Raw genomic sequence first — 24,473 nt, 5'->3', positions numbered from 1 at the left:
GTCCTTTTCGTTTCTCCGTCAATGCGCGCAGCAATAGTTAGCCCGCTGACTGAATCCACACCACATTCTCATCTGATGTCGGTGTCTCAAACCAAGACCAAAACAACTCCAGCATCTCTGGTGTCATTTCATAAGATCGGCCATTGAGTTCTGAGTTACGGGAGAATGCTCTCTGCTTACAAACGTCAAATCCCACATCCAAATAATGAATTTCACTGCTCGCACCTACACTCGATGCCCAGTCAGTAAAAGCAAGCCTATCCACTTTCGTCCAAAAACCAAAATCAAATACAACCGGCACACCGAGCGAAAAAAGCTGTAAGGCAGAGTCTTTAAATAACCCTTGAAGCGTTGCCAAACGACGATCAAAGAGCTCCCGCTCCATATGCTCGCCATAAAGAGGGATCATCCACTCATCAATAGAAAACCGAAACGCAGCGTGTTTAGCGGCCAATGCTTTAGAGTACGTTGTCTTACCGGAGCCAATAAAGCCACATACGAAATAGATTTGGGTCATAACTCCTCTTTTTTACAAAGCGCCACGTTAACAATGTCTCCATCTCATGAATCGCCTTTTATTACCGTATTCAAATGCAGGCTCAATTTGTATCAGAGCTTTTTCTCCCCAGAAAGCACCGTTCAATAAATCTGCTTAGGCGATCGCCATTTTTAACACAGAATCAGCATCTTTCGCTCAACCCTCACTCACAAACCGCTTCAATATCTTAATAATAGGCAGCGTCTCTAACTCCTTAAGATAAATCAAATAGGACTTAGACTTGGTTTCCAAGTTACGAATACTAAGCATCGTTATCTCAGGATGGGGCTGAAACTCATGTAAGCCAACATAGTAGCCTTTAGTTCACCGGATAACACAGCATTGCGGATTTGGGATTTTCTATCGCGCATGTTGCCACCAAATCTTAGCTATATCACTGATAGTCTCATCGACCCAGCAGCAAAACCCGGTGAATCAACATTCTCCGGGTTGTCTATTCAAGCGGGTGAATCGATTACGATTGACTTCCTTTGATAGCGCCATTCAAAAGTGCAGCTATCATTGAATGCTCGGGCTCTTGGTATTTCCCAGCACAATAAGTCATGTGACCATAGCCTTCGGATTTGTGCTTGTAGCTCGCTTTTAAGTGCTCTGCTAACCATTTTCCTTGCTCTGAAGGTATCGCGGAATCATCATCAGAGTGCCAAACATGGGCATTAGCGTTGGCTAATAGCTTTACGTCAAAGCCCCAATCAAAGCATGTATCTTGAGCTGATTCCCAAGTTGCGCCAGACGTACCACGTACAACAGAACGCCTCATAGCTTCTTCGAATCGCGATACTAACTCCTTGTCTGCTTTGACCTTCGGGAAACCTTTCCTGATTGGAGTACTCGCTAAGCTCGGCGGTAACACATCAAACACTAAGCGAAACACGGCAAAATACCACCCCATGTAATACTGCCTTAACTGTTTTGAGGTTGGTGTCCCTCCGGTACCAATGGTTGCTCCGGTTCCGAGTTCCTCACACAAAGCCGTTGGTAACAGCGGTGCATTTAGCCCTAAGCCAATACAGCGATCTCCAAAATGGAGGGCAGCCGCCATAGCGTGAGGCGTGCCCTGAGAATGCCCCGTAATGTGGAACGCCTCAACCCCTTCTGCATTTAACACCGCCTCCAAGTCTTCCTTTGGCCAGTCCACCACTCTTCTACCCGGCTTTTCATCAGAAAACCCACAGCCAGGTAAGCTAATGGCGATACCTCTACAACCCAAAGAAGAACTGATTTTCTGATAGGTTTGGCGCTCGAAACCCGCTTCAAGTCCAGAGCCGTGCATATTGATTACCACTGGTGCCGTAAGGTCTTGGCTGCCGTAAACACAATAAGCGACACTCCGTCCATCTCTCGTGATGGCTATCTTTTGTTGGCTGTTTTTCAATAAGTTTGAATCTATCGGCTTCATACCTGAGTCACGAAGACGAGTCCCCCAAAAGTTAAACAAGAACAAAGCTAAAATGAACAACACTATAATCATCAAAAAACTTGTCATGATACCTCTAGTATTTCAGTGAATGGTGATTTAGTTACCTTTCTTTTGGTTATCATGCTTCCAGCGGAGCACCATTTTCGTTGATCAGTGTGGCTTAATTTGCGCCAGTTTAAGATAAGCGTGCAACTCATCGTTCTTATGCTCAATCGCAGAGTGAATATTGACATCGGCATTACCCACTACGCCAAAGGAATAGCGATTATTCCCTTTAACGATTTTCACATGTAGGATGCCGTCAGCCAAGAACCACGTCCCCCGAGTTTCAAAACGATCGAACAATCGATACTCATTTAAGGTACCATCACCCTGAAACACCACTTCGGTGATATATCCTTTCGTGCATGTTTTTATCCAGTGAGTGTCTGCTACATCAAGAGGTACAAGCTCCCGTTTACTGTTTTGCCATTCCTGAAACATAATAGGGTCCACAGAATCTAGTATCTCTTGAGTTGGTAGTGCTAACTTTTTAATGCTTGATTCTCTCAAATATAGTTGGCTGAGAAGTTGGGCTTTATTCATATGGGCTCCTTTAGTCGGCGGTAAACTAGCATCAAAACTAAGGTGAATCATGGCATCCATTTGTGGTTTAAAAACTCGCTAAGCCACTCAAAAAGGTGGAGCGCATCGTTAGGTGGTATTGGATTACCAGTCGCCACATCATAGATTCTTCCAAACTCCTCAACATGATTAGGATAATGCCGAATACAGGTCTCAAGACATTGCTCCAAATTTGAGTACCAACTAAGGTCACGTTCCGCGACAAAGTAATAAGCAGTTCGTAGTAACTTCTTTCCGATCACTTTTTCAATGCCATGCTCTGTGCCACTCGACAGTTTGGGTATCATTTTTTCGATGAATTCAATTAGGTCACCATTGAGCGCCATTGCGATATTATGACTTGGCTTCTGCGATTCAAATTGTTTCGACAAATCATTGCCCCAAACACAACAGCAACAGTGCTTAAGCCAAAACTGCCAACGGTAATACTCATCTACTTGTAATACCTCATTCACATGACCTATATCCAGATCAATTTTACTTACCTGTGCGTTGCACCTGGGAAAGTCACGAACCATCACCTTAAAAGTCTGACGCTGCGTATCGCTTTGAGGGAGTTTAAGAACAATGGAGAGATCAAGATCTGACTTGCCGAGCACTGCGTTGCCGCGACCAATACTTCCGTACAGATAAATCCCATCTATTTGATTAGGAAATTTAGTTGTCAGCTCATTAACTGCGGCATCCACAACGGCCTTAAATTCAGCTTGAATGTGTGAAGGCGAATAGACATTACGTATGTAGCCATGCTCATCCAATCCATTATCGAGTTGTACCATTGACTTTCCTTACGCTACAAAGGCTTCTTCAAACTCAATGTCACGAGGTCATTGCTGTCGTACAAGCTCTTCGATGATAGCTCCATACCCATTTTTTTTAAGATCTTCAGAGACGGAGCGTTGGCCTTTACCGCAACGCCAAACACTTCATCTAGATAATTGGCTAACACAAAGTCAATGGCCGCCTTTGCTGCCTCAAACGCGTAGCCTGTGCCTTGATACTCGGGAAGTAGTCCGTAACGAACATCGTGGTGAGGTGAATTTGACAATTGTTCTACACCTGCATAACCAATCTCGACATGGGGTTGCTCTTTCAGTGTAACTGTAAACGTGCCAAAACCCTTTTCCCAATGCGCCAATTTTTCAGCTACGTAGTTCGCAATATAATCTGACGAATAAGGCTCACCACCGGGTAAGTATTTGACGATATGCGGATCTTGAAATAGCGCTCGATAGAGCTGTAGATCATCTTGTATTGTGGGCCGAAGTATTAATCTTTCTGTTTCAATCATATTCATTACCACAACATTTGATGCCAACTAGGCGGGAATGAGCGCGTTTTCTTAACTTTCTGATTAGGTATATTGCAAAGCTACAGCCAATATTTCAAGTGATATTAGAGAGTTAGTCTATCCTTACCCTCACTTTATCATATTGGCGTGATCGGAATTAACTTTGGCACGATCAGATATCTCATAGCGCCATTTGATTGCCTATAATCATTCCATAAAATAACAACTCGCACCTACAACATCACTCGGAGATCAGCATCATGGCAAATACAGCACTTATTACTGGCGCATCAAGTGGTATAGGATTGGAGTTTGCAAAAATTCACGCACAGAAAGGTGGCGACTTGGTGCTGGTAGCGCGTTCAGTCGACAAATTGGATTCGCTAAAACAAGAACTAGAAGGCCAATACCAAATCAAAGTAACGGTGCTGCCAGCCGATCTCTCGGTGCCCGGCTCAGCGTCGAAAATCTTTGAGCAAACAGAAGCGCAAGGCCTTGAAATCGGCACGTTAATCAATAACGCTGGTTTTGGTGGTCATGGATTATTCCATGAGCGTGAGCTTGTAGATGAGCAAGCTATGATGCAAGTTAACATGCTAACGCTAACTGATCTTACTCACTTTTACTTGAAAGGCATGGTTGAGCGTAACCAAGGACGTATTTTAAACGTTTCTTCTACCGCATCATTTATGCCCGGACCATTGCAGGCGGTTTACTACGCAACAAAGGCCTATGTGACTTCCTTTAGTCAAGCGATTGCAGAAGAGGTTAAAGATAACAACATCACAGTCACGGCTCTATGTCCGGGCGCGGTCGCTACAGGGTTTGTCGAGGCAGCCAATCTTGAAGGCGTTGAGATCTTCGATAAAGCGAAGTCGCCGAAATCAGTCGCAGAATGCGGCTACCAAGCGATGGAGAAAGGTGATTTGGTTGCCTTTAATGAATCAAACCTTAAGTTTATGCTCAATTGGATTATTCCATTTTTACCACGCAAGATGGTACTCAAACTTTCTCGTCAAGCGATGGAGAAAAACGCTTAACTGCCACCGCATATTACCTTCAAACCTATAGAGTGATCTGGAGATAGATGTACCGCTATGAAACGAGCCAATAAATTTGTTATCCCACCTAACTGGAAGCTTCTGTTTCAAGATTTGGGTTTGAGTATCGAAGAGGTTCTTGCTTGTGCTGGGCTGCCTAGAGGGTTATTCAGTCAGCAAAAGGTACAGCTGTCTCCTGCACAGTATTTCAAGCTTTGGCATGGTATCGATATCGCGGCGCAAGGTCGAGATATGCCGCTAGAATTTGCTAATGCGATGAGCCTTGAGTTTTTTGACGTCCCCATCTATGCCGCCATTTGCACCCCTAACCTCAATTCGGCGGCCAAGCGTTTGCAAGAGTACAAACCTCTCATTGGTCCGATGATATTGGATATTGAGCAAACAGACGATTTTACCGAGCTTAGCATTCGATGCTATGGGCATGAAGCGCCGCTCCCTTTGTGCTTAAACCTATCGGAACTGGTCTTTTTTACTCAGTTAGCCCGACTAGCAACACGCCAAACCATCAAACCGCTGCACGTAGAACTGCCAAAGTTACCTAAGCACTCGGAGAAATATGAAGCCTATTTTGGCTGTCGTTTAACTGTGGGTTTGGAGACTAAAGTGAGATTTGCAGCGGCAGACGCAAATCTGCCTTTTCTCACACGTAACCAAACCATGCTGAACTGTTTTGAGGGAGAATTGCAAAAGCAGCTAGGGCACGTACTAAGTACGTCTAGCACCGAGAACGTTGGTATAGCAGCACAAGTGACACGGGTACTCATCGATGCACTACCACAAGGACAAAGCAGCATCGACTATGTCAGCAGCCAACTCGCGATGAGTAAGCGTACCTTACAGCGAAAACTCTCGGAACAAGAACAAAGCTATCAAGAACTACTGCAAGAAGTTAGGCAAAGTTTGGCTCATGATTACCTTACCAAGTCGCAACTACCAATCAGTGAGATCGCTTTCTTACTAGGCTTTCAGGAAAGTAATTCATTTATCCGCGCCCATACAGCTTGGCACGGGCTTTCACCTTACCAGCAACGGGAGCGACATCTGTAGTCTGGTAATTAGATCAAATACCGTATCAATAAAGCACCATCAGCAAATCACTATCTGCGCTGCCCCAAATAGCTCACCCAAATAGCAGCGCTTTTATCAAAAATATCGCCCAAATCTGTAGCGCCAGATACTCCAATTTTATCCATAGTTCCATAACGTGTTCCAATCCTTTGGTGTCCTTAACTCCAAGTTATCAAGCGAACTTTATAGATAACAGTGAGGATTTTTCAGGATACCCCTCACTAGTTGAGCGTGAATAATAAAGGCTGGCTTCGTGATAAGTAATGCTAATGAGACTTGTAAACAAAGGTGATTAGTCGGAAATACAACAAGTTTCTACAATGCAGCCCATCCAACAAGGAGAGATTAATACGGCTAGAACGCTGTGGTTTATACACAACAAGAGCACATTAACATGAAAAAGACACTCATCATCGCCGCTAGCACTTTCATACTTAGTTACTGTTTTGTTCCAGAGCCAACAGTCAATCTGTTGGCTCTATGACATTCCTCAAACGCACTATGTTAAGGTTTGCGATGATGTTACAAACAAGAGTGAGCACCTTGGCTAAAAATCGATTCAACAATCTCGACCTCAATTTACTTCGAGTGTTTAAAGTTCTACTAGAAGAAAAGAACATGCGCAAAGCCGCTGAGCGTTTGTTTGTATCGCAGCCCGCCGTTAGCCAATCTTTGCAAAAGCTTCGACATCAATTTGATGACTTACTGTTCGTCAAAGTGAAAACCGGACTTGAACCAACCACGTTTTCCGAGCAACTTGCCCGTGATCTTCTGCCACTGCTTCATCAGCTTGAAAGCGTGGTCAATGCTAGCAGTCAGTTCGATCCTGCTGAACTTGATGGAGAAATTACTATCGCGTTGTCATCCCAACTCGTGTTCTCAGTCTCTGGAGAGATTTATCGCAACTTTTCTAGGACTGCGCCTAACTTAAAGGTACACGTAACCTCTTGGAACGATCACACAATTGAGGGAATAGAAAAAGGAGACATTCTACTTGGCGTGAACGCACCAATCACAGAAAGCTTGCCTTTTTTGGTTGAGCAAGAACTGGCGCAGCTTACTGCAAAGGTCTTAGTCAGACGTGGTCATCCCATAATGAATCAGCCCATTACGGCAGAAAGTCTCGCCCCCTACCCGCTTGCTCGCCTTTTAGTTAGCAACTACAGCAAACTAACCAGTCCGACTGTCGATGCGTTTAAACGCCTGGGTTTTGAACTTGAGGTAGGATTTGCTTCTGAATTTCCATTAGTACTCATGGATGTACTGCGTCACTCAGACATGTTTATGGGCATAAACGACAGTTTTCCTATTCAAGACTACCCTGATTTGGTGATGCTAGAACCCGACATGCACGTTCCTGAAGCGCACTACCCCGCAAATGGATACTTTCATTCTCGACACGCCAATAACGAAATGATGAACTGGTTTACTCACTCTCTAACCGATATTTTTGAGCGCAGTAAACAGCATTAAAAGTGAGCGGCGTAGTATAAACACTCGCTCATTTTCCGATCAACCTCACACCCCGACCATCTTCTTTGTGTTTTACCTTTCATTAACAGCACCAAGGTGGACAGCAGCGAAACTCATTGATTAACCTATACATTGCAGTTGGTTGTATAGGGACTAATGATGCGTATCTCCAAAATACTAATTAAAGCATCAACGTTAACTGCTATAGCTCTAGTTTTTGGCTGTAGTGAACAAAATGAAACGAACATTATCACTGTGGAGCCATTAACGGTCTCCACGACTCATGTAGAGCTCTCGCCGTCGTATCAAGTGAAGCGCGAATACGTAGGCACGGTCAAAGCAGGACAGCAAGCCAAACTTGGCTTTGAACTAGCAGGAAAAATTGAGACCATTTTGGTCGATGTCGGTGATAGCATCGCAAAAGGCACAGCGTTAGTTCAACTTAATACCGATCTTTTGAAAACGGAACTAAGCCAACTTAACGCCCAAGACAAAGAGGTGCGTGCGCAATTAAAGCTCGTCAATGCCAACCTCAAACGCCAGCAATCGTTAAAGTCCAAAGGATTTAGTGCTGATGCCGAAATCGATGCGCTCACCAGCGAAAAAGGTGTTTTGCAAGCGAATCTCGTCCGTTTAGAGGCGGCAATTCGTGCCAATAAGCTGCGCATCGATAAATCGACTATTCTGGCTCCGTACACCGGACGAATCGCTGAGCGTCACGTCTCATTAGGTGACGTTGTCAATGTAGGTACCCCGACGTTTGTTCTGCTTGCGACAGAAGGGAAAGAGGCATTCATCGGCATCCCTGCTCAGCAACTAAAGCGGGTTACTGCTCTCACTACCCCTATTATCCGAGTCGATAACAACAACTATGCAGCCAAACTGCTCAATCCGGGGGCGATGGTCGACACTCAATCACGAAGTGTCGGACTTAGATATCTACTACCAGAGAGCCCAGATCTGTTGGAAGGTCAATTGGCCTACCTTTCCTTCGATGAAACAGTGCAAGACAGCGGCTACTGGGTTCCCCTAACTGCGCTTATCGATGGACTCCGTGGCGTCTGGAACGTGTACGTGGTAGGAGAAAACAATCAAGTCGAAAGACGCAGCGTCAATGTACTTTATGCCGATGGTCAACGCGCCTTTGTATCCGGGGCGTTAGAGGATGGCGAAGCCATTATCGCCAGCGGCTTGCATCGTGTAGTGCCAGGTCAACCTGTTCAAGTTACGCAGCAATAAGGATCACGATGAAGCTTATTGATGCTATCACCAATACTCGTTTATTACTGCTGATTACCACTCTTCTCATCGTCAGCGGCCTAGCGGCGTTTACTTCGTTGCCAAGAGCAGAAGACCCCATCATTAGTAATCGCTTTGCCAACGTCACCACCAGCTTTCCTGGTGCGAGCGCCGATCGCGTAGAAACATTGGTCACTGAAGTCGTAGAAAACAAATTACGCGAGCTTAGCGAAGTTAAACTGCTCACATCAAGTTCACGTCCCGGCGTCTCTATTATCACCATTGAACTCAAAGATGAAGTGACAGAACCAGAGCCAATCTGGTCAAAAGCCAGAGACAAACTTTCCGATGTTGAACCGTTACTTCCTGCTGGGACAGCACCACCAGACCTCGATAGCGATCATACCTACGCATTTACTGTCATCACATCACTGACTTGGGATGGTGCGGGCGAACCAGACATTTTAACACTAGGCCGTTATGGCAAGGAGCTCGCGAAAAGGCTACGCACCTTATCTGGTACCGAGTTTGTTGACGAATACGCCATGCCCCAAGAAGAGATCCAAATCAACCTGCGAACCGCAGATGCTGCAGCGTTTGGGGCATCCAGTATCCAGATAGGTGATAGCCTGCGTGGTGCCGATGCAAAAAACTCAGCAGGGCAACTGGTGAATCAGTTTTCGCGGTTCGGCTTAGAAATTGAGTCTGAGCTAGACTCGATTGAGCGAATCAAACAGGTGCCTCTTCTCGTCGCTAAGAACGGCCATATCATCCGCGTGGAAGATGTTGCAACCGTCACTCGCAGCCAAAAAACACCAGAAAGTGAACTCGCTATCATCGACGGCCATCCTGGTGTGGTTATTGCTGCTCGAATGGAGCCCGAACTCAGAGTTGATCAATGGACTGCAAGAGCAAAAACGGTCATCAATCAGTTCGAACGTGACCTTCCTAGTAACATTAAGGTCACTTTGTTATTTGATCAACAAGGTTACACCACAACGCGTTTGGTCGATTTGGGCAAAAGCCTACTGATTGGTTTTTCTCTTATCCTCATCGTACTGTTTGTCACTCTTGGTGTACGCGCAGCCATACTTGTTGCGATTGCCCTGCCGCTAACCTGTATGATCACCTTGTCATTGATGAAGATGACGGGCATTCCTATTAACCAAATGTCGGTAACCGGACTCATTGTCGCGCTGGGAATCATGGTCGATAACGCCGTAGTTATGGTTGATACAATTCAGAGTTATCGACTCAAAGGTCAAGCAAGGCTGGAAGCAACCATCAACGCTATCTCCCACTTATGGGTGCCACTCCTTGGCTCAACACTGACCACCATTTTGGCATTTGCCCCTATCTTCTTAATGCCGGGGGCAACGGGGGAATTTGTGGGCGCAATTGCCATTACCGTCTCATTCTCATTGGTAGGCTCTTATATTCTGTCACATACCGTGATTGCGGGTTTTGCAACTATGCTGCTACCAAGCCATACCTCTGGCAACCATTGGTATAACAGCGGCCTACGTATTCCAGCGCTTACTCGCGGATTTAGCCAATCAGTCAGGTTAGCTATCAAACATCCTGCTATTTCACTTGTCGTGGTTCTCGCCGTTCCGGTAACGGGCTATTGGAGTATGTCTCAGCTAACCGAGCAATTTTTCCCACCTTCGGATCGAGATATGTTTGAGGTTCAAGTGTATCTGCCTCCGCAAGCTAGCCTATATGCGACGAAAGCGACGACTGAGGATGTCGATACTATAATACGCGACTATCAGGGCGTTGAGCGTGTTGATTGGCTAGTGGGTGCTAACTTCCCTTCCTTCTATTACAACTTACAAGCAACACAAAATAACGCACCGTATTTTTCACAAGCCATGGTCAAAATGGAAAACTTCCAACAGGCCAATTCCCTAATTCCACAGCTGCAAGCTCGGCTAAATCGCGAGCTTCCTGGCGCTCAGATCTTAGTGAGAAAGCTCGAACAAGGGCCACCATTCCGCGCCCCTATTGAGCTTAGAGTCTATGGAGAAAACCTAAATACACTCAAAGCGATAGGTGAAGATATTCGCCTAATTTTGGCCAATACACCACACGTCACGCATACACGAGAAACGCTTCAACCAGGCACGCCCAAGGTGTGGCTTAAAGTCGACGAAGACACAGCCAAGTTAAATGGCATTTCACTCAATCAATTTGCCAATATGTTGCAGGCAACCTTGGTGGGACGAGAAACAGGTTCTGTGACGGAAGGCAGCGAGTCGATCCCAATACGTGTTCGAGTCGCCAATGAAGAGCGTGAAAATTTATCTCACCTTGGTAACTTAAGACTGCCCATTGCTTCTGAGGTCTATACCACAGGTGTCAACGTATCAACGTTAGCCGAGCTTGAGCTGACGACCAGTCGTGGTGCCATCACACGCCGCAACGGTGAACGGGTTAATACTATCGAAGGTTATATTCAAGCAGGTGTGCTACCGCAAACAGTGTTAAACGAGTTTCAACAAAGACTGGAATCTTATTCCTTACCCTCTGGCTACCACATTGATTTTGGTGGTGAATCCGCTGAGCGCGATCGCTCGGTGGCGTTGCTCATCTCGAATATCTCTGTCGTGGTTGTTTTGATGATCTTAGTTGTGGTGATGTCGTTCAACTCATTTAGACTAAGCTCGATCATTTTCATGGTGGCTGGCCTGGCAGGCGGTTTGGGTCTGTTGTCTGTGTGGATCTTTAACTATCCGTTTGGCTTTACCGTAATCATTGCCATGTTGGGTATTATGGGGCTCGCGATTAATGCCGCGATCGTCATACTAGCCGAGCTGAGAATGGATGAAAAAGCCGCCATTGGTGATATCGACGCTTCTGTTGATGCAGTCATGTCGTGTACCCGTCACATTACCTCCACCACCATTACCACTGTGGGTGGCTTCATGCCTTTAATCATTGCAGGTGGTGGCTTTTGGCCACCTTTTGCAGTCGCCATTGCCGGTGGTACAGTACTGACAACACTATTATCGTTCTATTTTGTTCCTGTCATGTATCGCTTGATGGTGAAGAAAACAGCTAAGTAAATTGAGTTATAAGTTCCTTCACAGCTCCCCTTGATTACATCGAGGGGAGCCCCAAACGTGTACACTTACTATGAACAGAACAAAGTAACTGCCTTGAAAAGCATTAATAATGCTGTCCTTTATTTACGAATTGTAGATATAGCGTATATATAGCCAAACAGGACATTGCATATACCTCAATTGCTTCTGTCGGGTGACTTACTATATAACCCCAGATGTCGGTCAAATCGTTCATTTTCGTCTCTGATACTTAATTTAATTTTTAGGTACCAAATCCGTTTGCTGCCACTGCTCCATCCTACCCTTTAGAAATTGACATAGTGAATCACTCGCGAGCGCCGCTCGGCAAAGCTCAATCAGAAGTTCTTTGGTCATTTAAAGGGAAAGGTAATTTTAGCAATGAACTGCTCAGTTTTTGAACTAGTCAGATGTTTCACTTATTGGTGAATCTTGCATGTTCTAACGGATTTCAAAATGGATACAGTGCCTACGATGGAGATAAGGCTTGCGGAAAACTATTTTTAAGCTTATGTCAGTCTCATCGTACTCACTCAATTATCTATTCGAATGACCAATACAACCTCAGTTGGTACGAAACGCGTTCAGCCCTAGCATCTACCACAAAGCTTGAGCAAACCAATACGTTGTTGGCTCGGCTATTCACTTACCTAGCACAAAGCACAAAGCACAAAGAGGAAAATAATGAAGTACTTTCTAATTCAGAATGGTGGGGCTCGATTTATTCTGAATGTTCCCGAGTTTAGACAAATTACGGGCGTAGGCTGGCAGGTTGTTGAAGTTATTATTGCAAGTAGCAAGAGAGCCGCTTGGAAAAGTGTTGCGAGCCATTAGTAAAAACAGCCCATCGCCTCTTTGAAGCGATGGGCTATAAAGGTGACGATAGATTAGCTACGGTCTTCTGCAAACATAAATGCCAAGGTTAGATTCACCTGCCACTCCGAACCGAATTCAGCTTGCAGAGCGAACTTATAAGCGCTTAGTCCGACTAGCATAGCTTTTGTCGATGAAAAAGGTACGGCCTGAGTAAACCCACCACCGATTGGTATGGCCCAGCCATTACCGATTCGGCTTTCCAATCGTAAGTAATCTGCGGTGATGTTGAGATAGAGAATCCTGGAATAGACTCCACGTTGTAGCTGACAAACGGTCGAAATAGCGACGTAGAGAAATCACACCACGAAAGTTACCGAGCGGATCTTGCAGTACACGACCAAAATTACGTTTCGCATCCACTATCCATTCGTCATTGTCTGCTGCCAATGCCGGGAAAGCGAGTGTTAATGCGAGGAGAGCTGTTGTTACATCCTTCATATTTATGTCCTTTTTTTGTTCGCACATTAACATGAATGCCACTACTTATTTCACATGTAACTAACTATTTCAGCGTAAACAAAACATTACGTTTATCTAAAGCCGCCACATTAGTAATACTCACCTTGTTGATTAGAAAAACTCGTGCTCACGCTCCACATTCTCATCCAACGATAAAACATGTAACAAATTTTGTCTGATAACATACGAGCGGATATTTAAACCACTTAATAGCAATTATTAAGGACAAAGTTATGTGGAATAAGCTAAACAAATCCATGATGTTCTGCCAGATGATGTTTGGTCTATCATTTTATGGCGTCATGGTCATACTGACTCGGTTCTTCCTTGAGAACCTCAATTACAGTGAAGCGGATACTATGATGGTCGTCGGTGCTTTCTCATCTATCGGCCCGCTGTTCGCCATTGCTGGGGGCTTTATCGCCGACAAATTTCTAGGCGCCTATCGCTCTTTAACTATAGCCTACCTTGGTTTCAGTTGTGGTTACGCTCTGCTGGTCTTGGGCGCATCAACCGTTAACATTCCAATGAGTCTCGCTGGTATCGCACTGGCAAGTTACGCACGTGGCTTAATGTCCCCATCTTACCCAAGCCTTTATAAGCGCACGTTCAAAAGCCAAGAAGACTTTGAAAATGGTTACCCTGTTAACTATTCAGTGAATAACATTGGCGCCCTACTTGGCCAGTACCTATTCCCAATGTTTGTTTTGGTGATTGGCTTCTATGGCAGTTTTGCGCTTTCCGGAATTTTGGCGTTTACGGCTTTGTTTATGCTGTTCACATTCAGAAAACAGCTGCAAGGTATCGGTGCAGATATTGATAAAGCGCCAGTCTCTAGCGCTAACTGGATCAAGTTTGCGATTACTTCAGTGGCCATGATCGGCATGGTGTTCTTTATGTTCTCGAACATGGACATCGGTAAAAACATCGTTTACGCCATTGGTTTGGCTGCTATTGGTTATTTCATCTCACTGATGTTCAAAGCCGAAAAAGCCGATGCACTTCGCATGGGAACCATCATTATTGTTACCGTTCTAACGACAGCGTTTTTTGTCTATTACGGACAAATGATGACATCAATGACTATGGTGACCATCAACACCATGCGTGGTGATTTGTTTGGCATCATTCCAATCGCACCTGAAGCGTCAATGTCGATGAACCCACTTTGGTGTATTGTTGCAGGACCTGTGATTGCAGCGACTTTCTCTGGACTAGAAAAACGCAACATCCACTTTACGACCGCCACCAAGATTGGCTTTTCATTCATCATGACAGCGATTGCGTTTGGTATTTTGGCGTTTGCAGTGAAGAATGTTGGCGAAGATGTGATTATCCGCCCTGAGGTGTTCCTCGTGATTCACTTCTTCCAAGCGTTTGCTGAAGTCATTGTTGGTTCATTAGTTGTCGCCTTCATTCTATCGGTGGCACCGAAACACATTGAGAACTTCTCGGTAAGCCTATTTTCAGTGGCAATCGCTTTGTCTGGTATTGTCGGCGCTGTGTTCTCTACTTCAATCGCAGCAGAGAAAGGCCAAGAAATCACTCAAGAGTTCGTGCAAACCGTTTATGGTGACTACTTTGGTTTATTAACGATGTTAGCCGTTGTAATGGTGCTCGTTGCTCTGCTCTCATCCATTGCAATTCGCAAGATGCTTGCCGCAGCCGATGCTCATCAACCGAAAGAGCAAGTGGAACTGACGGAAGCGGAAAGTTAACCATAGAAAAGGCTCGCTATTTTAAATTTAGCGAGCCTTTTTCTTCCCATTAAACCCAGATCAAAACAGGCTTAGTTGACGTTAATGTTGCCATCACGCTGGTCATACATTTCAGGCGTAACGTGTAAACCTCCTGAGTAGCCTGCTTTTTCCAACATTTCCCTCACTTGTTTCACATCCTCTTCCGTGACTGGCACTTCACGTGCCCCCAAATGGAGTCGAACGAAGGTGATCAGCTCTGCCAGCTTTTTATCCGACAACACATCTTCAAAGCTCGCCATCGGCATAAAATTTCGCTCTTTGTCTAAATACGTCGGCTGGAGCCCGCGAATAGTTACAGCGATCGTATTGAACGGATCACTGTGCATGATAATGCCATTATCTAGCAAAGTTGGCGCAATGGGATCTCGTCCTTTACCGTCTGGCCCATGACATGCGCCACAAGTTTGGTTGTAGGTGGCATAGATATCTTCTGCATACGAGACTTCATCAAACCCTTTGGGCTCTAATCGTACCGCGGCATCACTGATCATATTATTGGAGTCACCCGCCAATAGGTAATAAGACATGGATTCAATATCTTCTCTGGTCATCAAACTCAAGCTGTTCTTGATTACATCGGCCATACCAGCAAACGCACTGCCCTTATCAGAGTGACCTGTATGGAGGAAATCAGTTAAAGAAGTCAGATCCCAACCATCGATAAACAGCTCTTCTGCCGTGATGTCCGGCGCATGCCATCCGTCGATTAAATTGCCTTGGAATATACGATCATTATCGAGCGCTTGAGCGATATTTCTTGGCGTATGGCATTCCGAGCAGTGACCCAATCCAGCAACCCAGTATTTACCGCGCTGCCACTTTTCTACATCCTCCACTTTATTCTGTAGTTCGGCAGGCACTTCGTATTCCATTGGTTTGCGATCGGCAAAAACAATGTCCCAGGCAAGGAGACCTAAGCGAATGTTCGACGGGAACATCATTTGATTGGCGTCATTTCGTCTTGATACAGCACCAATAGATTGCATGTATTCCCACATATCGCGCAAATCTTGCTCAGTAACATGTTGGTAGGAAGTAAACGGCATTGCCGGATATAGATACCCATGTCTCCCTTTACCATCAACGAGAGCGGCTCTAAAGTCCTCGTAGTCATAACTACCAATACCTTCTGTGACATGAGGCGTTATGTTAGTTGAGTAAATGGTGCCAAATGGCGTGACAAACGGCAGGCCACCAGCAAACGGCTCTCCCCCCTCGGCGCTATGACAAGCCACACAGTCTCCTGCATGAGCCAGATACTCGCCGCGTTCAACCGCCTCTGCATCCAGTGACGCAAGTCGGTTATCGTTTTGCAAGCGAGCGTGGGTGATATAAGCACCAATCGCGAGGATTTCATTTTGAGAGAGCTGCTCACCAAAGGCAGGCATCACATTATTTAACCCTGCACGTATGGTGTGTTGGATCTCTTCTATGCTGCCTCCATGAAGCCAAATGTTGTCGGATAGATCAGGTACGCCCGTTTCCATATTCACTAAGCGACCGTCGCCATGGCAAGAAGAGCACGTTTTCACGAACAAGTCTTTACCAAGCTCCACCTTAACCTCTGGCACATCAGTATGGCGTTGGTTGAGTGATGCGAGGTAATAGGAAATTTTAGCGATTTCATCTGGCCTAAGCACATCTACCCACCCGGGCATCGCACCATTTCTACCGAGTTCGATGGAATGGATGATAGCCTCATCGGATCCACCGTACATCCATTCATTGTCGATAAGGTTTGGGAAATGCTTCGCTCCCTGTGCGTTGTCGCGATGGCAAGCAGCACAATGGGTTTGGAATAACATTTGCCCTGAAGAGACTATCTCAGTGTTGTCCGCCAACGAGATGAGAGACTGGTCTTGTACCAGGGAAAACTGAGCATCAAGGCTTGTCGTCGGCGCGCTGAGCTTATCGTCGGCCTGATCGTAATTAAGCAACCCTGACCAACCGCTGATCCCCGGATATAAGATTAGATAGCCAAATGAGATAACGAACGCAGCAAAATAGGAAACAAACAATATCTTTGGCGGCGGCGCATCTTTTTCTTCAATGCCATCGAACGTGTCGAGCACTTTGTCTTTGTCCGCTTGATGATTATTGCGCCAATACTTAACAATCACAGCGACCATTAGAACGAAGAATACAAGGGTGCCCACGGCAGCCCATAGAGTCCAGAAACTACTCATTGCACACTCTCCTCAGCCGTATCGACACCAAGACTTTGCAAGTAGCGGATCAGCGCTTCACCCTTGGTTTTTCCTCTAACTTCTAACCTTGCGTTGGCAATTTCATCCTCAGAGTAAGGCACACCTAGTGCTTTCAAAGTTTGCATCTTTCCGGTTATGGTATCGCCAGACAGAACTTGTTCGAACAACCAAGGATAGGCAGGCATGATGGACGTTGGGACAACGCGGCGTGGATCAATCAGGTGAATGGCATGCCACTGATCTGAATACTTTCTGCCTAGATTGGTGAGATCAGGTCCTGTGCGCTTCGAGCCCCATAGATTCGGAAACTCATAAATATCATCAGACTCTTGATTGGCGCGGCCATTGCGTTTTATCTCAGGTTCAAGTGGACGAACCATTTGCGTGTGGCACACATGGCACCCCTCACTGATATAAATATCTCGCCCGGCCACCTCTATCGCCGTGAGCGGCTTCGCTTGGCTTTGCTGAACGAGCTCTGGGGTACGTAATAAATTTGGAAGCACCCATACTAAAATGGAGAAAGACGCCACCACAGCGGTCGATACGATCAATATCACCAAAGACTTAGTAAAATCAGCATTCATGATACGCCTCCTTCACTACTCACCCGACGAGTAAGCGGCATGCGCACCGTGTTGTAGAGGTTCAAGACCATCAGGAATAAGCCAAGAACAAACAGCGCTCCGCCAAAGAAGCGTAAGAACAACCACGGTGCTTTGAAATTCATCGCTTCAACAAAACTGTATTGCAACTCGCCATTATCGCCTTGTGCCAGCCACATCACCCCTTCTCCGATACCCGCTACCCAAAGCGCAATGGCATATAAAGCAACACCAGCATGAGCAAGCCAAAAGTGCCACTTGAGCAACCTTGGTGACCAGAGCTCGTTTTTACCCCATAACTTAGGGATAAAGTAATAGAATACGGCAATCCCTGACATACCAACCCAACCTAAGGCGCCGGAATGGACATGTCCTATCACCCACTCACTGTTGTGCGCAATCATATTGAACCAACGAATCGCAAGCAGCGGCCCTTCAAACGTGGCAAGACAGTAGTAGAGAATGGCAGAGAAGAAAAACAGCATGATATAGTCGGTTTTCAGCTTCTGTTTGTTCTGAAGTAAGGTCATCGCACTGTTAAACGCCCCTGCCCAAGATGGGAGCCAAAGTATTAATGACATCACGATACCAATATTCTGCACCCACAGTGGAACCGAGCTGTAGATGAGATGATGTGTACCTGCCCAGGTATAAAAGCCCACCAAGCCCCAGAAGTGGATAATCGAAAGACGGTAAGAGTAGATAGGTCTGTCGGCAACTTTAGGTATGAAGTAGTAGTTCATACCAATGACCCCTGCGGTGAGTAGGAAACCGACGGCGTTGTGCCCCCACCACCACTGGACAATAGCATCCTGCGCTCCGGCATACACGGAGTATGACTTCATAAACGAAGCTGGCATAGCCAGGTTGTTAACGACAAATATCATCGCAATCACGATGATAAACGCTGCAAAGAACCAATTGGCAACAAAGATATGTTCGACTTTTCGCTTCGCTATCGTACCGAAAAACAGCACACCATAAAGCACCCAAACCAACACGATTAGTAAATCGATCGGCCATTCGAGCTCTGCGTACTCCTTCGATGTCGTGTAACCTAGCGGCAAAGAAATAAGTGCAAGAAGCAGCACCAACTGCCAGCCCCAAAATACCATCCAAGACAAGCTTTTATTGAACAGCGCGCATTGGCATGTGCGCTGAACAATATACAAGGAAGTCCCCATCAGTATGTTGACGACAAATCCGTATATCACGCCAGAGGTGTGAAGCGGTCTGAGCCGGCCGAATTGAAAGTACTCGGAGTTAAAGTTGAGCACAGGCCAGTAGAGCTGAGCAGCCAATATAACGCCGATCACCATGCCAGCAACTGCCCAGATGAGTGACGCTAAAATAAAGTAACGAACGACTTTTATGTCGTAGTGATTCGCCGTGATGTCCATAAAGGCTCCTTCACTGCTTGTTGGCGTCAGAGCCTAATTTGGAATAGTAGTACGCGATGTCAGCGATATCTTGATCACTCAATGCGTCAGCTTGTTGTTGCATCAGAACAGCAAGGCCGCCACTGCGTTCTCTGGTTTGATAACTTCGAAGAGCGGTCATTAGATATCCCATCTTTTGACCTTGTAGGTTGGGGTAGGACTCAATGCTGGAGATCCCTTCGTCACCGTGACAGGTGGCACAGGTTTTGGCTTTCTCCATACCCACTTTGAATCGCTCATCTGCGAGCGTCTGAAATGAAAACAAGAGTGTTCCAGTAAAAAGACCCAGAATCACCCCGGAGGTAAATTTACCCATGATGCGCTTCCTTGTTTGACGAAAGTCAGGACTGCATACTTACTGACGTAACGTTTACCGTTCTTGATAAAGCTAACTTGATTAGAAAGCATAGTAACGGGTTACGTGGTCAGTCAAAAATCACCGGCGATTAATACGTGTTTTCTTTATTGAGGGTGTTGTGCCCGTGTTCTAACATCGCTAAGCCCTAACGACCATTGTTACGGGTTAGCGACAACAATAGTGCAAACAAAGGCGTATTTACTTTAAGGATATACTTGGCAAACCTTACAAATTAGAACGATAAGGTTTGCCGACAATTACGAAGAAATTAAGGAAACGAAGTCTTTCGCTGTCAGTGGCTTAGCGAAGGCGTAGCCTTGACCAAACTGACAACCATGCTGGGTAAGAAAGTCGATCTGCTGTTCGGTTTCAATCCCCTCAGCGACTACACGCAAGTCCAGAGCATTACCCATGGCGATAATCGCAAGTACTAGCGCGTTGCTATCACTTTGCTCTGGCACATCATTCACAAATGAGCGATCAATCTTTAGTTTGTTGATCGGCAGACCTTTCAAATAAGAAAGAGAAGAGTAGCCGGTACCAAAATCATCCAGCGAAACATCGACTCCTAGCTCACGTAACTCATTCAATGTATTAAACGCATGCTGCTGATTATGAAGAAGAAAACTCTCGGTAATTTCAATTTCCAGTTGTTCTAAAGGAAACTTCGTTTGGTCGGTAATATCGGCCAACTGTTTTACAAATTCCGCTCTTTGTAGTTGTAAGGCTGACACATTCACCGCCAGTTTTCCAAAGGAAAGCCCCTGCTCCATCCACGCTCTTCCTTGCTGACACGCGGCTTTTAACACCCACTGTCCAATGTGTTGTATCAGCCCTGTTTTTTCTGCAATTGGGATAAAAAGACTCGGAGGAATAAAGCCCAGTTCTGGGTGTTCCCAGCGTAGCAGCACCTCTACGCCAACTAGAGCGTTATCTTCAAGGCGATATTGTGGCTGGTAAGCGAGCGAGAGCTGCTCTTTGTCGACAGCATCGTGAAGGGCAGATTGAATACGTACATGCTGCACCGATCTGTCGGTTAAATCTGGGGAGTAGAAAGCGTAGCCACTACGGCCATTCTTTTTAGCCAGATACATGGCCGTATCGGCATTTTTGAGCAATGTTTCACTATCATAGCCGTCATTCGGATATCGTGCGACACCAATACTACCCGACACTCGAAGATGCTCATTGTGCTCAAACACGAACGGTGTATTAAATACCCCTAAGGTCTGATCGATAATATCGAGCAGTGTCGCTTCACAATCATAATCGGTAAGAATAATAACAAACTCATCACCACCAATTCGGCCTATTGTTGCATTCCCTGCTTGCATCGTTTGTAAACGCTCAGCAACTTGCGCTAAGAGTTGGTCACCAAACAAGTGCCCTTTGCTATCGTTGATGTGTTTAAAATGATCAAGATCGAGAAACAAAGTCGCAAATGGAGTATCACTCTTTTCGCCCAAAGCAATGCTTTGTTCCAATAAGTGGGTAAGGTGAACACGGTTAGGCAAATTGGTTAACGGATCAAAGAAGGCCATCCGGCGCAGCTTCTCTTCGTGCGCTTTGCGCAGTGAAATGTCCTCAAATACGCAAATATAGTGCAAGATCTCATCGCTTTCATCGGTAATAGCACTGATAGTCGCCAATTGAGGGTAAATACTGCCGCTCTTTTTACGGTTAATGAATTCCCCTTTCCACTGACCATACTCCCTTAACTGATGCCACAGCTCAGTGTAAAAGTCGGGATGGTGCTGACCAGATTGAAGAAAGCTCGGGTTGCGCCCTATCACTTCAGCTTCTTCATAACCAGTAAGGGCAGTGAATGCGCGGTTAACGTCCATGATGTTAGCATTGTGATCGGTGATCATCATGCCTTCTTGGAAATTGTTAAATATCTCTGAAGTAAGCGATAATCGAGCTTCTACTTGCTTTCTTCTTGTGGCGTTACGCGTCATGCCAATGATACCGACCAAGTCTCCGGCCTCATCCTTTATCGGAGATTTTACTGTCTCTAGCCAAACTTCGTTGCCCTCTCTATCTAGCGCAGCGCACTCTTCAACCGTTCGCTGACCGCCATTAGCGATCACTTTCTCATCGATATGTTTAAAATACTCAGCGCGTTCCGTACTAAACAATTGTTCGTCGGTCTTACCAAAGATATATTCGCGAGAATGACGCCAAGCGGTTTCGCTGGCTTCGTTGACAGCAACATACTGACCATCAGCATTCTTGACCCAAATATGGTCATCGAGCGCATCAATAAATTGCTGCAGCGTAGGAAGATTTTTTAAAGACATGATACAGAAACTCAGAACTACTCATTCGTTCGGCTAGGCCAAAGTTCCCTCGGCCGAAGTTTCAACATATCGTACTAAATGCAGGTGAAGATTTATACCGAACAAATGTTTGAATGTGAAGATAGTCAGTAACTCTAAAGGGGCAAAGTGCAAAGCTGAGTTTACAATTTCTCACAATTCACCCCAAAGTCGACTATGACTCGGAATATCCGAGGCTTATGCGAACAGCGTCATTCTAAGCTGTTCGAGGGAGTTCACTTCATAGTGTGGGTGAATACCCGCTGGCGTCTGAACACCTTGTGTGTTTAACCAACACGTTTCAATACCAAAGTTAATACCGCCAAGTACATCGGAATGAGGATTATCGCCCACCATCAAAATTTTAGTTTTGCATGGTAGCCCCATCAATTGATGAGCATGGTCAAAAATCCCGAGGTCCGGTTTTGCTACGCCCACTTCCTCAGAGATAACCACGTGCTCAAAGTAGTCGCTAAGCCCTGTACGCTCAAGACGAATCGCTTGCAACTCAGTAAAGCCATTGGTAATGATACCCAGTTTTGCATTGCCTGAAAGTGCGTCAAGCAACTCCTTTGCGCCGGGCAACAGTGTGCAGATATCCGCCATCGCCTCTAGAAATGCAGAATTTAACTCAAAAGGTGTGATACCAAGTTTCGTAGCCCAGCCTTCAAAACGGATGATTTTAAGCTCATCAGCAGTGATTTTGCCATCTTGGTAGTCCACCCATAACGGCTTATTGACCAGTTGATACGCGTCATAGTCGTCACGCGTGAAATTAACGCCAAAACGCTCAAACATAAGCTTCATACCACCAAATGAATCAAAGTGGAACAGCGTCTCGTCTGCGTCAAACAGAACCCAATCGTACTTCATTATTGTTGTATCCCTAGTGATGAACGGCAGAATTATAACCGTTCAAATGGCGAATAGGTACTCAGTGAGAACGTTGATATTTATATATGCATTTTATGCATATATTACTTCACTAAATGTCATTTGAGTCATACCCGGTAGATCATTACACTGCGCGCTCTTTTTTAACGCCACTTTTGCGCATCAACGCGAATTGAGTTTATGTTCTCACAATCCATTTTTGCTCAGCTAATACGAATGTTGCTGCTTCTTGCCGTGGCATTGATGGCGGTGCACCACTCACCCACCTTGCTCGACCTTTTGGCCAAGCAAGCCATTAACAGTGGGTGTCACCAACAAAACCCATCTGATCCTATGGATCACTCACACCACCATCATCACTAGAGTGTTATTACAATGAGTATTTTCCGCTTTCCAGCCCTAGTTTGGCTGGGTATTGGCATCCTTATCGTCAGCTTGGGCATTCGCCAGTCATTTGGCATTTTCATGATGCCAATTTCCGATCATTTCCAAACAGGGCGTGAATTCTTTAGCTTCGCCATTGCGCTGCAAAACTTACTGTTTGGTATGTTCCAACCCTTTGTTGGTATGGCTGCGGACAAATGGGGATCAAAGCGCATCATTTTGATGGGCTCTATCGCCTATGCCGTGGGCTTGTATTTGACCTCTGTCACTACAGAAGCTTCAATGCTTTACTTCTCATTAGGTGCATTGGTTGGCTTAGGTCTTAGTGCCACCAGCTATGTCATCATTTTAGGTGCGGTAGCAAAAGTGGTACCAGCTGAGCATGCTGCTAAGGCATTTGGCCTGACTACCGCGGCCGGTTCATTTGGTATGTTCGCGATGATTCCTGGCGCTCAATTGATGCTAGAAGACATGGGCTGGCAGGGTGCACTGCAGGGCTTTGCTGTGCTTTGTACCATGATGATTGCTTTCTCACTGTTTATGAAGTCAGCCCGTCCAGCAAATAGTGCTAATGGTGCTGCTGAGGAAAACGAGTTAACACTAAAACAAGCGCTTAAAGAGGCCTTCAACCACAAAGGTTACTGGCTTATCCATGCAGGCTTTTTCGTGTGTGGCTTCCACGTAATGTTCATCGCAACACACTTACCAAGCTACTTAGCTGATAAAGACCTTCCTGCTAGTAGTGCAGCACTGGCTCTTGCCTACGTAGGTATCTTCAATATCTTTGGTTCGTACTTCTGGGGTTTGATGGGCGATAAGTTCAGTAAACGCCATGTGATGTCGATGCTGTACCTATTTAGAACGGTTGTGATCGCTGCGTTTGTGACGATGCCTGTCACAGAGCACACCGCAGCGCTATTTGGTGGTGCCATCGGTTTTTGTTGGCTGGGTACAGTACCGCTGACGTCAGGCCTCGTTCGTCAGATCTTCGGCGCGCGTTACCTATCAACCTTGTACGGTTTGGTGTTCTTTACTCACCAAGTAGGCAGTTTCCTTGGTGCTTGGGCTGGCGGTAGGATCTACGATTACTACGGCTCTTACGAGCCTATCTGGTGGTCAACGGTTGTTCTTGCTTTTGCCGCCGCGCTGATTCATTTGCCAATCAATGATAAGCCGCTGCGCCCAATTGCAACGGCAACTGCAACTGCAACTGCAACCGCCTAGTTAACGCAACACAATCTCACTAAGCCAACGTTTATCCGTTGGCTTTCTTCTATTTTTAAAAGGTCAGTGTGACTTCAATCGCTAACTTCGATAGTTGCGACTTTTCTCCTATGGCAAGAGAGTGAAAA

At 45.7% G+C, this 24,473-nt stretch carries 21 protein-coding genes; 9 read left to right on the top strand and 12 right to left on the bottom strand.

Annotation, left to right across the window (positions count from 1 at the left end; genetic code table 11):
- Positions 1-37: 37 nt before the first annotated feature.
- The 5 genes from ACVA6Q_RS02680 to ACVA6Q_RS02660 form a co-directional block, all read right to left on the bottom strand.
- Entirely contained in the window at positions 38-517 is a 480-nt protein-coding gene (locus ACVA6Q_RS02680) for an AAA family ATPase (protein ID WP_446646421.1), read from the bottom strand.
- 496 nt (positions 518-1,013) lie between these two features.
- A complete protein-coding gene (locus tag ACVA6Q_RS02675) occupies positions 1,014-2,045 on the bottom strand; it encodes an alpha/beta hydrolase (protein WP_446646420.1) in 1,032 nt (343 codons plus the stop codon).
- Positions 2,046-2,129: 84 nt separating this feature from the next.
- Positions 2,130-2,564 carry a hypothetical protein gene (locus ACVA6Q_RS02670; protein ID WP_446646419.1) on the bottom strand — a complete coding sequence of 145 codons (435 nt, stop codon included), beginning with the start codon at positions 2,562-2,564 and terminating at the stop codon, positions 2,130-2,132.
- A 47-nt stretch (positions 2,565-2,611) separates the two neighbouring features.
- Entirely contained in the window at positions 2,612-3,382 is a 771-nt protein-coding gene (locus ACVA6Q_RS02665) for a nucleotidyltransferase domain-containing protein (RefSeq protein WP_446646418.1), read from the bottom strand.
- Positions 3,383-3,396: 14 nt separating this feature from the next.
- On the bottom strand, positions 3,397-3,894 hold the full coding sequence (locus ACVA6Q_RS02660; RefSeq protein ID WP_446646417.1) for a GNAT family N-acetyltransferase: 498 nt from the start codon (positions 3,892-3,894) through the stop codon (positions 3,397-3,399).
- Between the two features lie 260 nt (positions 3,895-4,154).
- On the opposite strand from ACVA6Q_RS02660, the gene ACVA6Q_RS02655 reads away from it, so the two are divergent.
- From ACVA6Q_RS02655 to ACVA6Q_RS02630, 6 genes are all read left to right on the top strand, one after another.
- Positions 4,155-4,934, top strand: coding sequence for an SDR family NAD(P)-dependent oxidoreductase (locus ACVA6Q_RS02655; RefSeq protein WP_446646416.1), 780 nt, complete (start codon positions 4,155-4,157; stop codon positions 4,932-4,934).
- Positions 4,935-4,991: 57 nt separating this feature from the next.
- Complete coding sequence (locus ACVA6Q_RS02650; protein ID WP_446646415.1) at positions 4,992-6,002, top strand: AraC family transcriptional regulator ligand-binding domain-containing protein; 1,011 nt, start codon at positions 4,992-4,994, stop codon at positions 6,000-6,002.
- Positions 6,003-6,539: 537 nt separating this feature from the next.
- Positions 6,540-7,496: a LysR family transcriptional regulator gene (locus tag ACVA6Q_RS02645; RefSeq protein WP_446646414.1), complete on the top strand. Its 957-nt coding sequence runs from the start codon at positions 6,540-6,542 to the stop codon at positions 7,494-7,496.
- 156 nt (positions 7,497-7,652) lie between these two features.
- Positions 7,653-8,735: an efflux RND transporter periplasmic adaptor subunit gene (locus tag ACVA6Q_RS02640; protein WP_446646413.1), complete on the top strand. Its 1,083-nt coding sequence runs from the start codon at positions 7,653-7,655 to the stop codon at positions 8,733-8,735.
- 8 nt (positions 8,736-8,743) lie between these two features.
- Entirely contained in the window at positions 8,744-11,803 is a 3,060-nt protein-coding gene (locus ACVA6Q_RS02635) for an efflux RND transporter permease subunit (protein ID WP_446646412.1), read from the top strand.
- Positions 11,804-12,505: 702 nt separating this feature from the next.
- The gene (locus ACVA6Q_RS02630) at positions 12,506-12,655 is read left to right on the top strand and encodes a hypothetical protein (RefSeq protein ID WP_446646411.1); all 150 of its coding nucleotides are present in this window, start codon (positions 12,506-12,508) and stop codon (positions 12,653-12,655) included.
- A 225-nt stretch (positions 12,656-12,880) separates the two neighbouring features.
- On the opposite strand, the gene ACVA6Q_RS02625 is transcribed toward ACVA6Q_RS02630, so the two are convergent.
- Positions 12,881-13,135 (bottom strand): hypothetical protein, encoded by a 255-nt coding sequence (locus ACVA6Q_RS02625; protein ID WP_446646410.1) that lies wholly within the window; start codon positions 13,133-13,135, stop codon positions 12,881-12,883.
- Between the two features lie 254 nt (positions 13,136-13,389).
- Here ACVA6Q_RS02625 and ACVA6Q_RS02620 point away from each other — a divergent pair, with 254 nt between their 5' ends.
- On the top strand, positions 13,390-14,874 hold the full coding sequence (locus ACVA6Q_RS02620; protein ID WP_446646409.1) for a peptide MFS transporter: 1,485 nt from the start codon (positions 13,390-13,392) through the stop codon (positions 14,872-14,874).
- Between the two features lie 71 nt (positions 14,875-14,945).
- On the opposite strand, the gene ACVA6Q_RS02615 is transcribed toward ACVA6Q_RS02620, so the two are convergent.
- The 6 genes from ACVA6Q_RS02615 to yjjG form a co-directional block, all read right to left on the bottom strand.
- A complete protein-coding gene (locus ACVA6Q_RS02615; RefSeq protein WP_353499719.1) occupies positions 14,946-17,102 on the bottom strand; it encodes a c-type cytochrome in 2,157 nt (718 codons plus the stop codon).
- On the bottom strand, positions 17,099-17,710 hold the full coding sequence (locus ACVA6Q_RS02610; RefSeq protein ID WP_353499720.1) for a cbb3-type cytochrome c oxidase subunit II: 612 nt from the start codon (positions 17,708-17,710) through the stop codon (positions 17,099-17,101). Before ACVA6Q_RS02610 ends, ACVA6Q_RS02615 begins: the two co-directional genes overlap by 4 nt.
- Positions 17,707-19,128: a cytochrome-c oxidase, cbb3-type subunit I gene (gene ccoN, locus ACVA6Q_RS02605; RefSeq protein WP_446646408.1), complete on the bottom strand. Its 1,422-nt coding sequence runs from the start codon at positions 19,126-19,128 to the stop codon at positions 17,707-17,709. The genes ACVA6Q_RS02610 and ccoN overlap by 4 nt, the downstream gene beginning before the upstream one ends.
- 10 nt (positions 19,129-19,138) lie before the next feature.
- Positions 19,139-19,483, bottom strand: coding sequence for a c-type cytochrome (locus tag ACVA6Q_RS02600; protein ID WP_418642811.1), 345 nt, complete (start codon positions 19,481-19,483; stop codon positions 19,139-19,141).
- Positions 19,484-19,782: 299 nt separating this feature from the next.
- Positions 19,783-21,825: a sensor domain-containing protein gene (locus ACVA6Q_RS02595; protein ID WP_446646407.1), complete on the bottom strand. Its 2,043-nt coding sequence runs from the start codon at positions 21,823-21,825 to the stop codon at positions 19,783-19,785.
- Between the two features lie 216 nt (positions 21,826-22,041).
- Positions 22,042-22,716, bottom strand: coding sequence for a pyrimidine 5'-nucleotidase (yjjG, locus tag ACVA6Q_RS02590; protein ID WP_353499723.1), 675 nt, complete (start codon positions 22,714-22,716; stop codon positions 22,042-22,044).
- Between the two features lie 201 nt (positions 22,717-22,917).
- Here yjjG and ACVA6Q_RS02585 point away from each other — a divergent pair, with 201 nt between their 5' ends.
- Both ACVA6Q_RS02585 and ACVA6Q_RS02580 read left to right on the top strand, forming a co-directional pair.
- Complete coding sequence (locus ACVA6Q_RS02585; protein WP_353499724.1) at positions 22,918-23,100, top strand: hypothetical protein; 183 nt, start codon at positions 22,918-22,920, stop codon at positions 23,098-23,100.
- A gap of 12 nt (positions 23,101-23,112) precedes the next feature.
- Complete coding sequence (locus tag ACVA6Q_RS02580; RefSeq protein WP_418642809.1) at positions 23,113-24,345, top strand: MFS transporter; 1,233 nt, start codon at positions 23,113-23,115, stop codon at positions 24,343-24,345.
- The last annotated feature ends 128 nt before the right edge of the window (positions 24,346-24,473 follow it).

It is taken from the genome of Vibrio sp. DNB22_10_4 (assembly GCF_052879755.1).
Note: the sequence above shows the minus strand (reverse complement) of the source record. Positions and strands in the feature narration are given on the sequence as shown.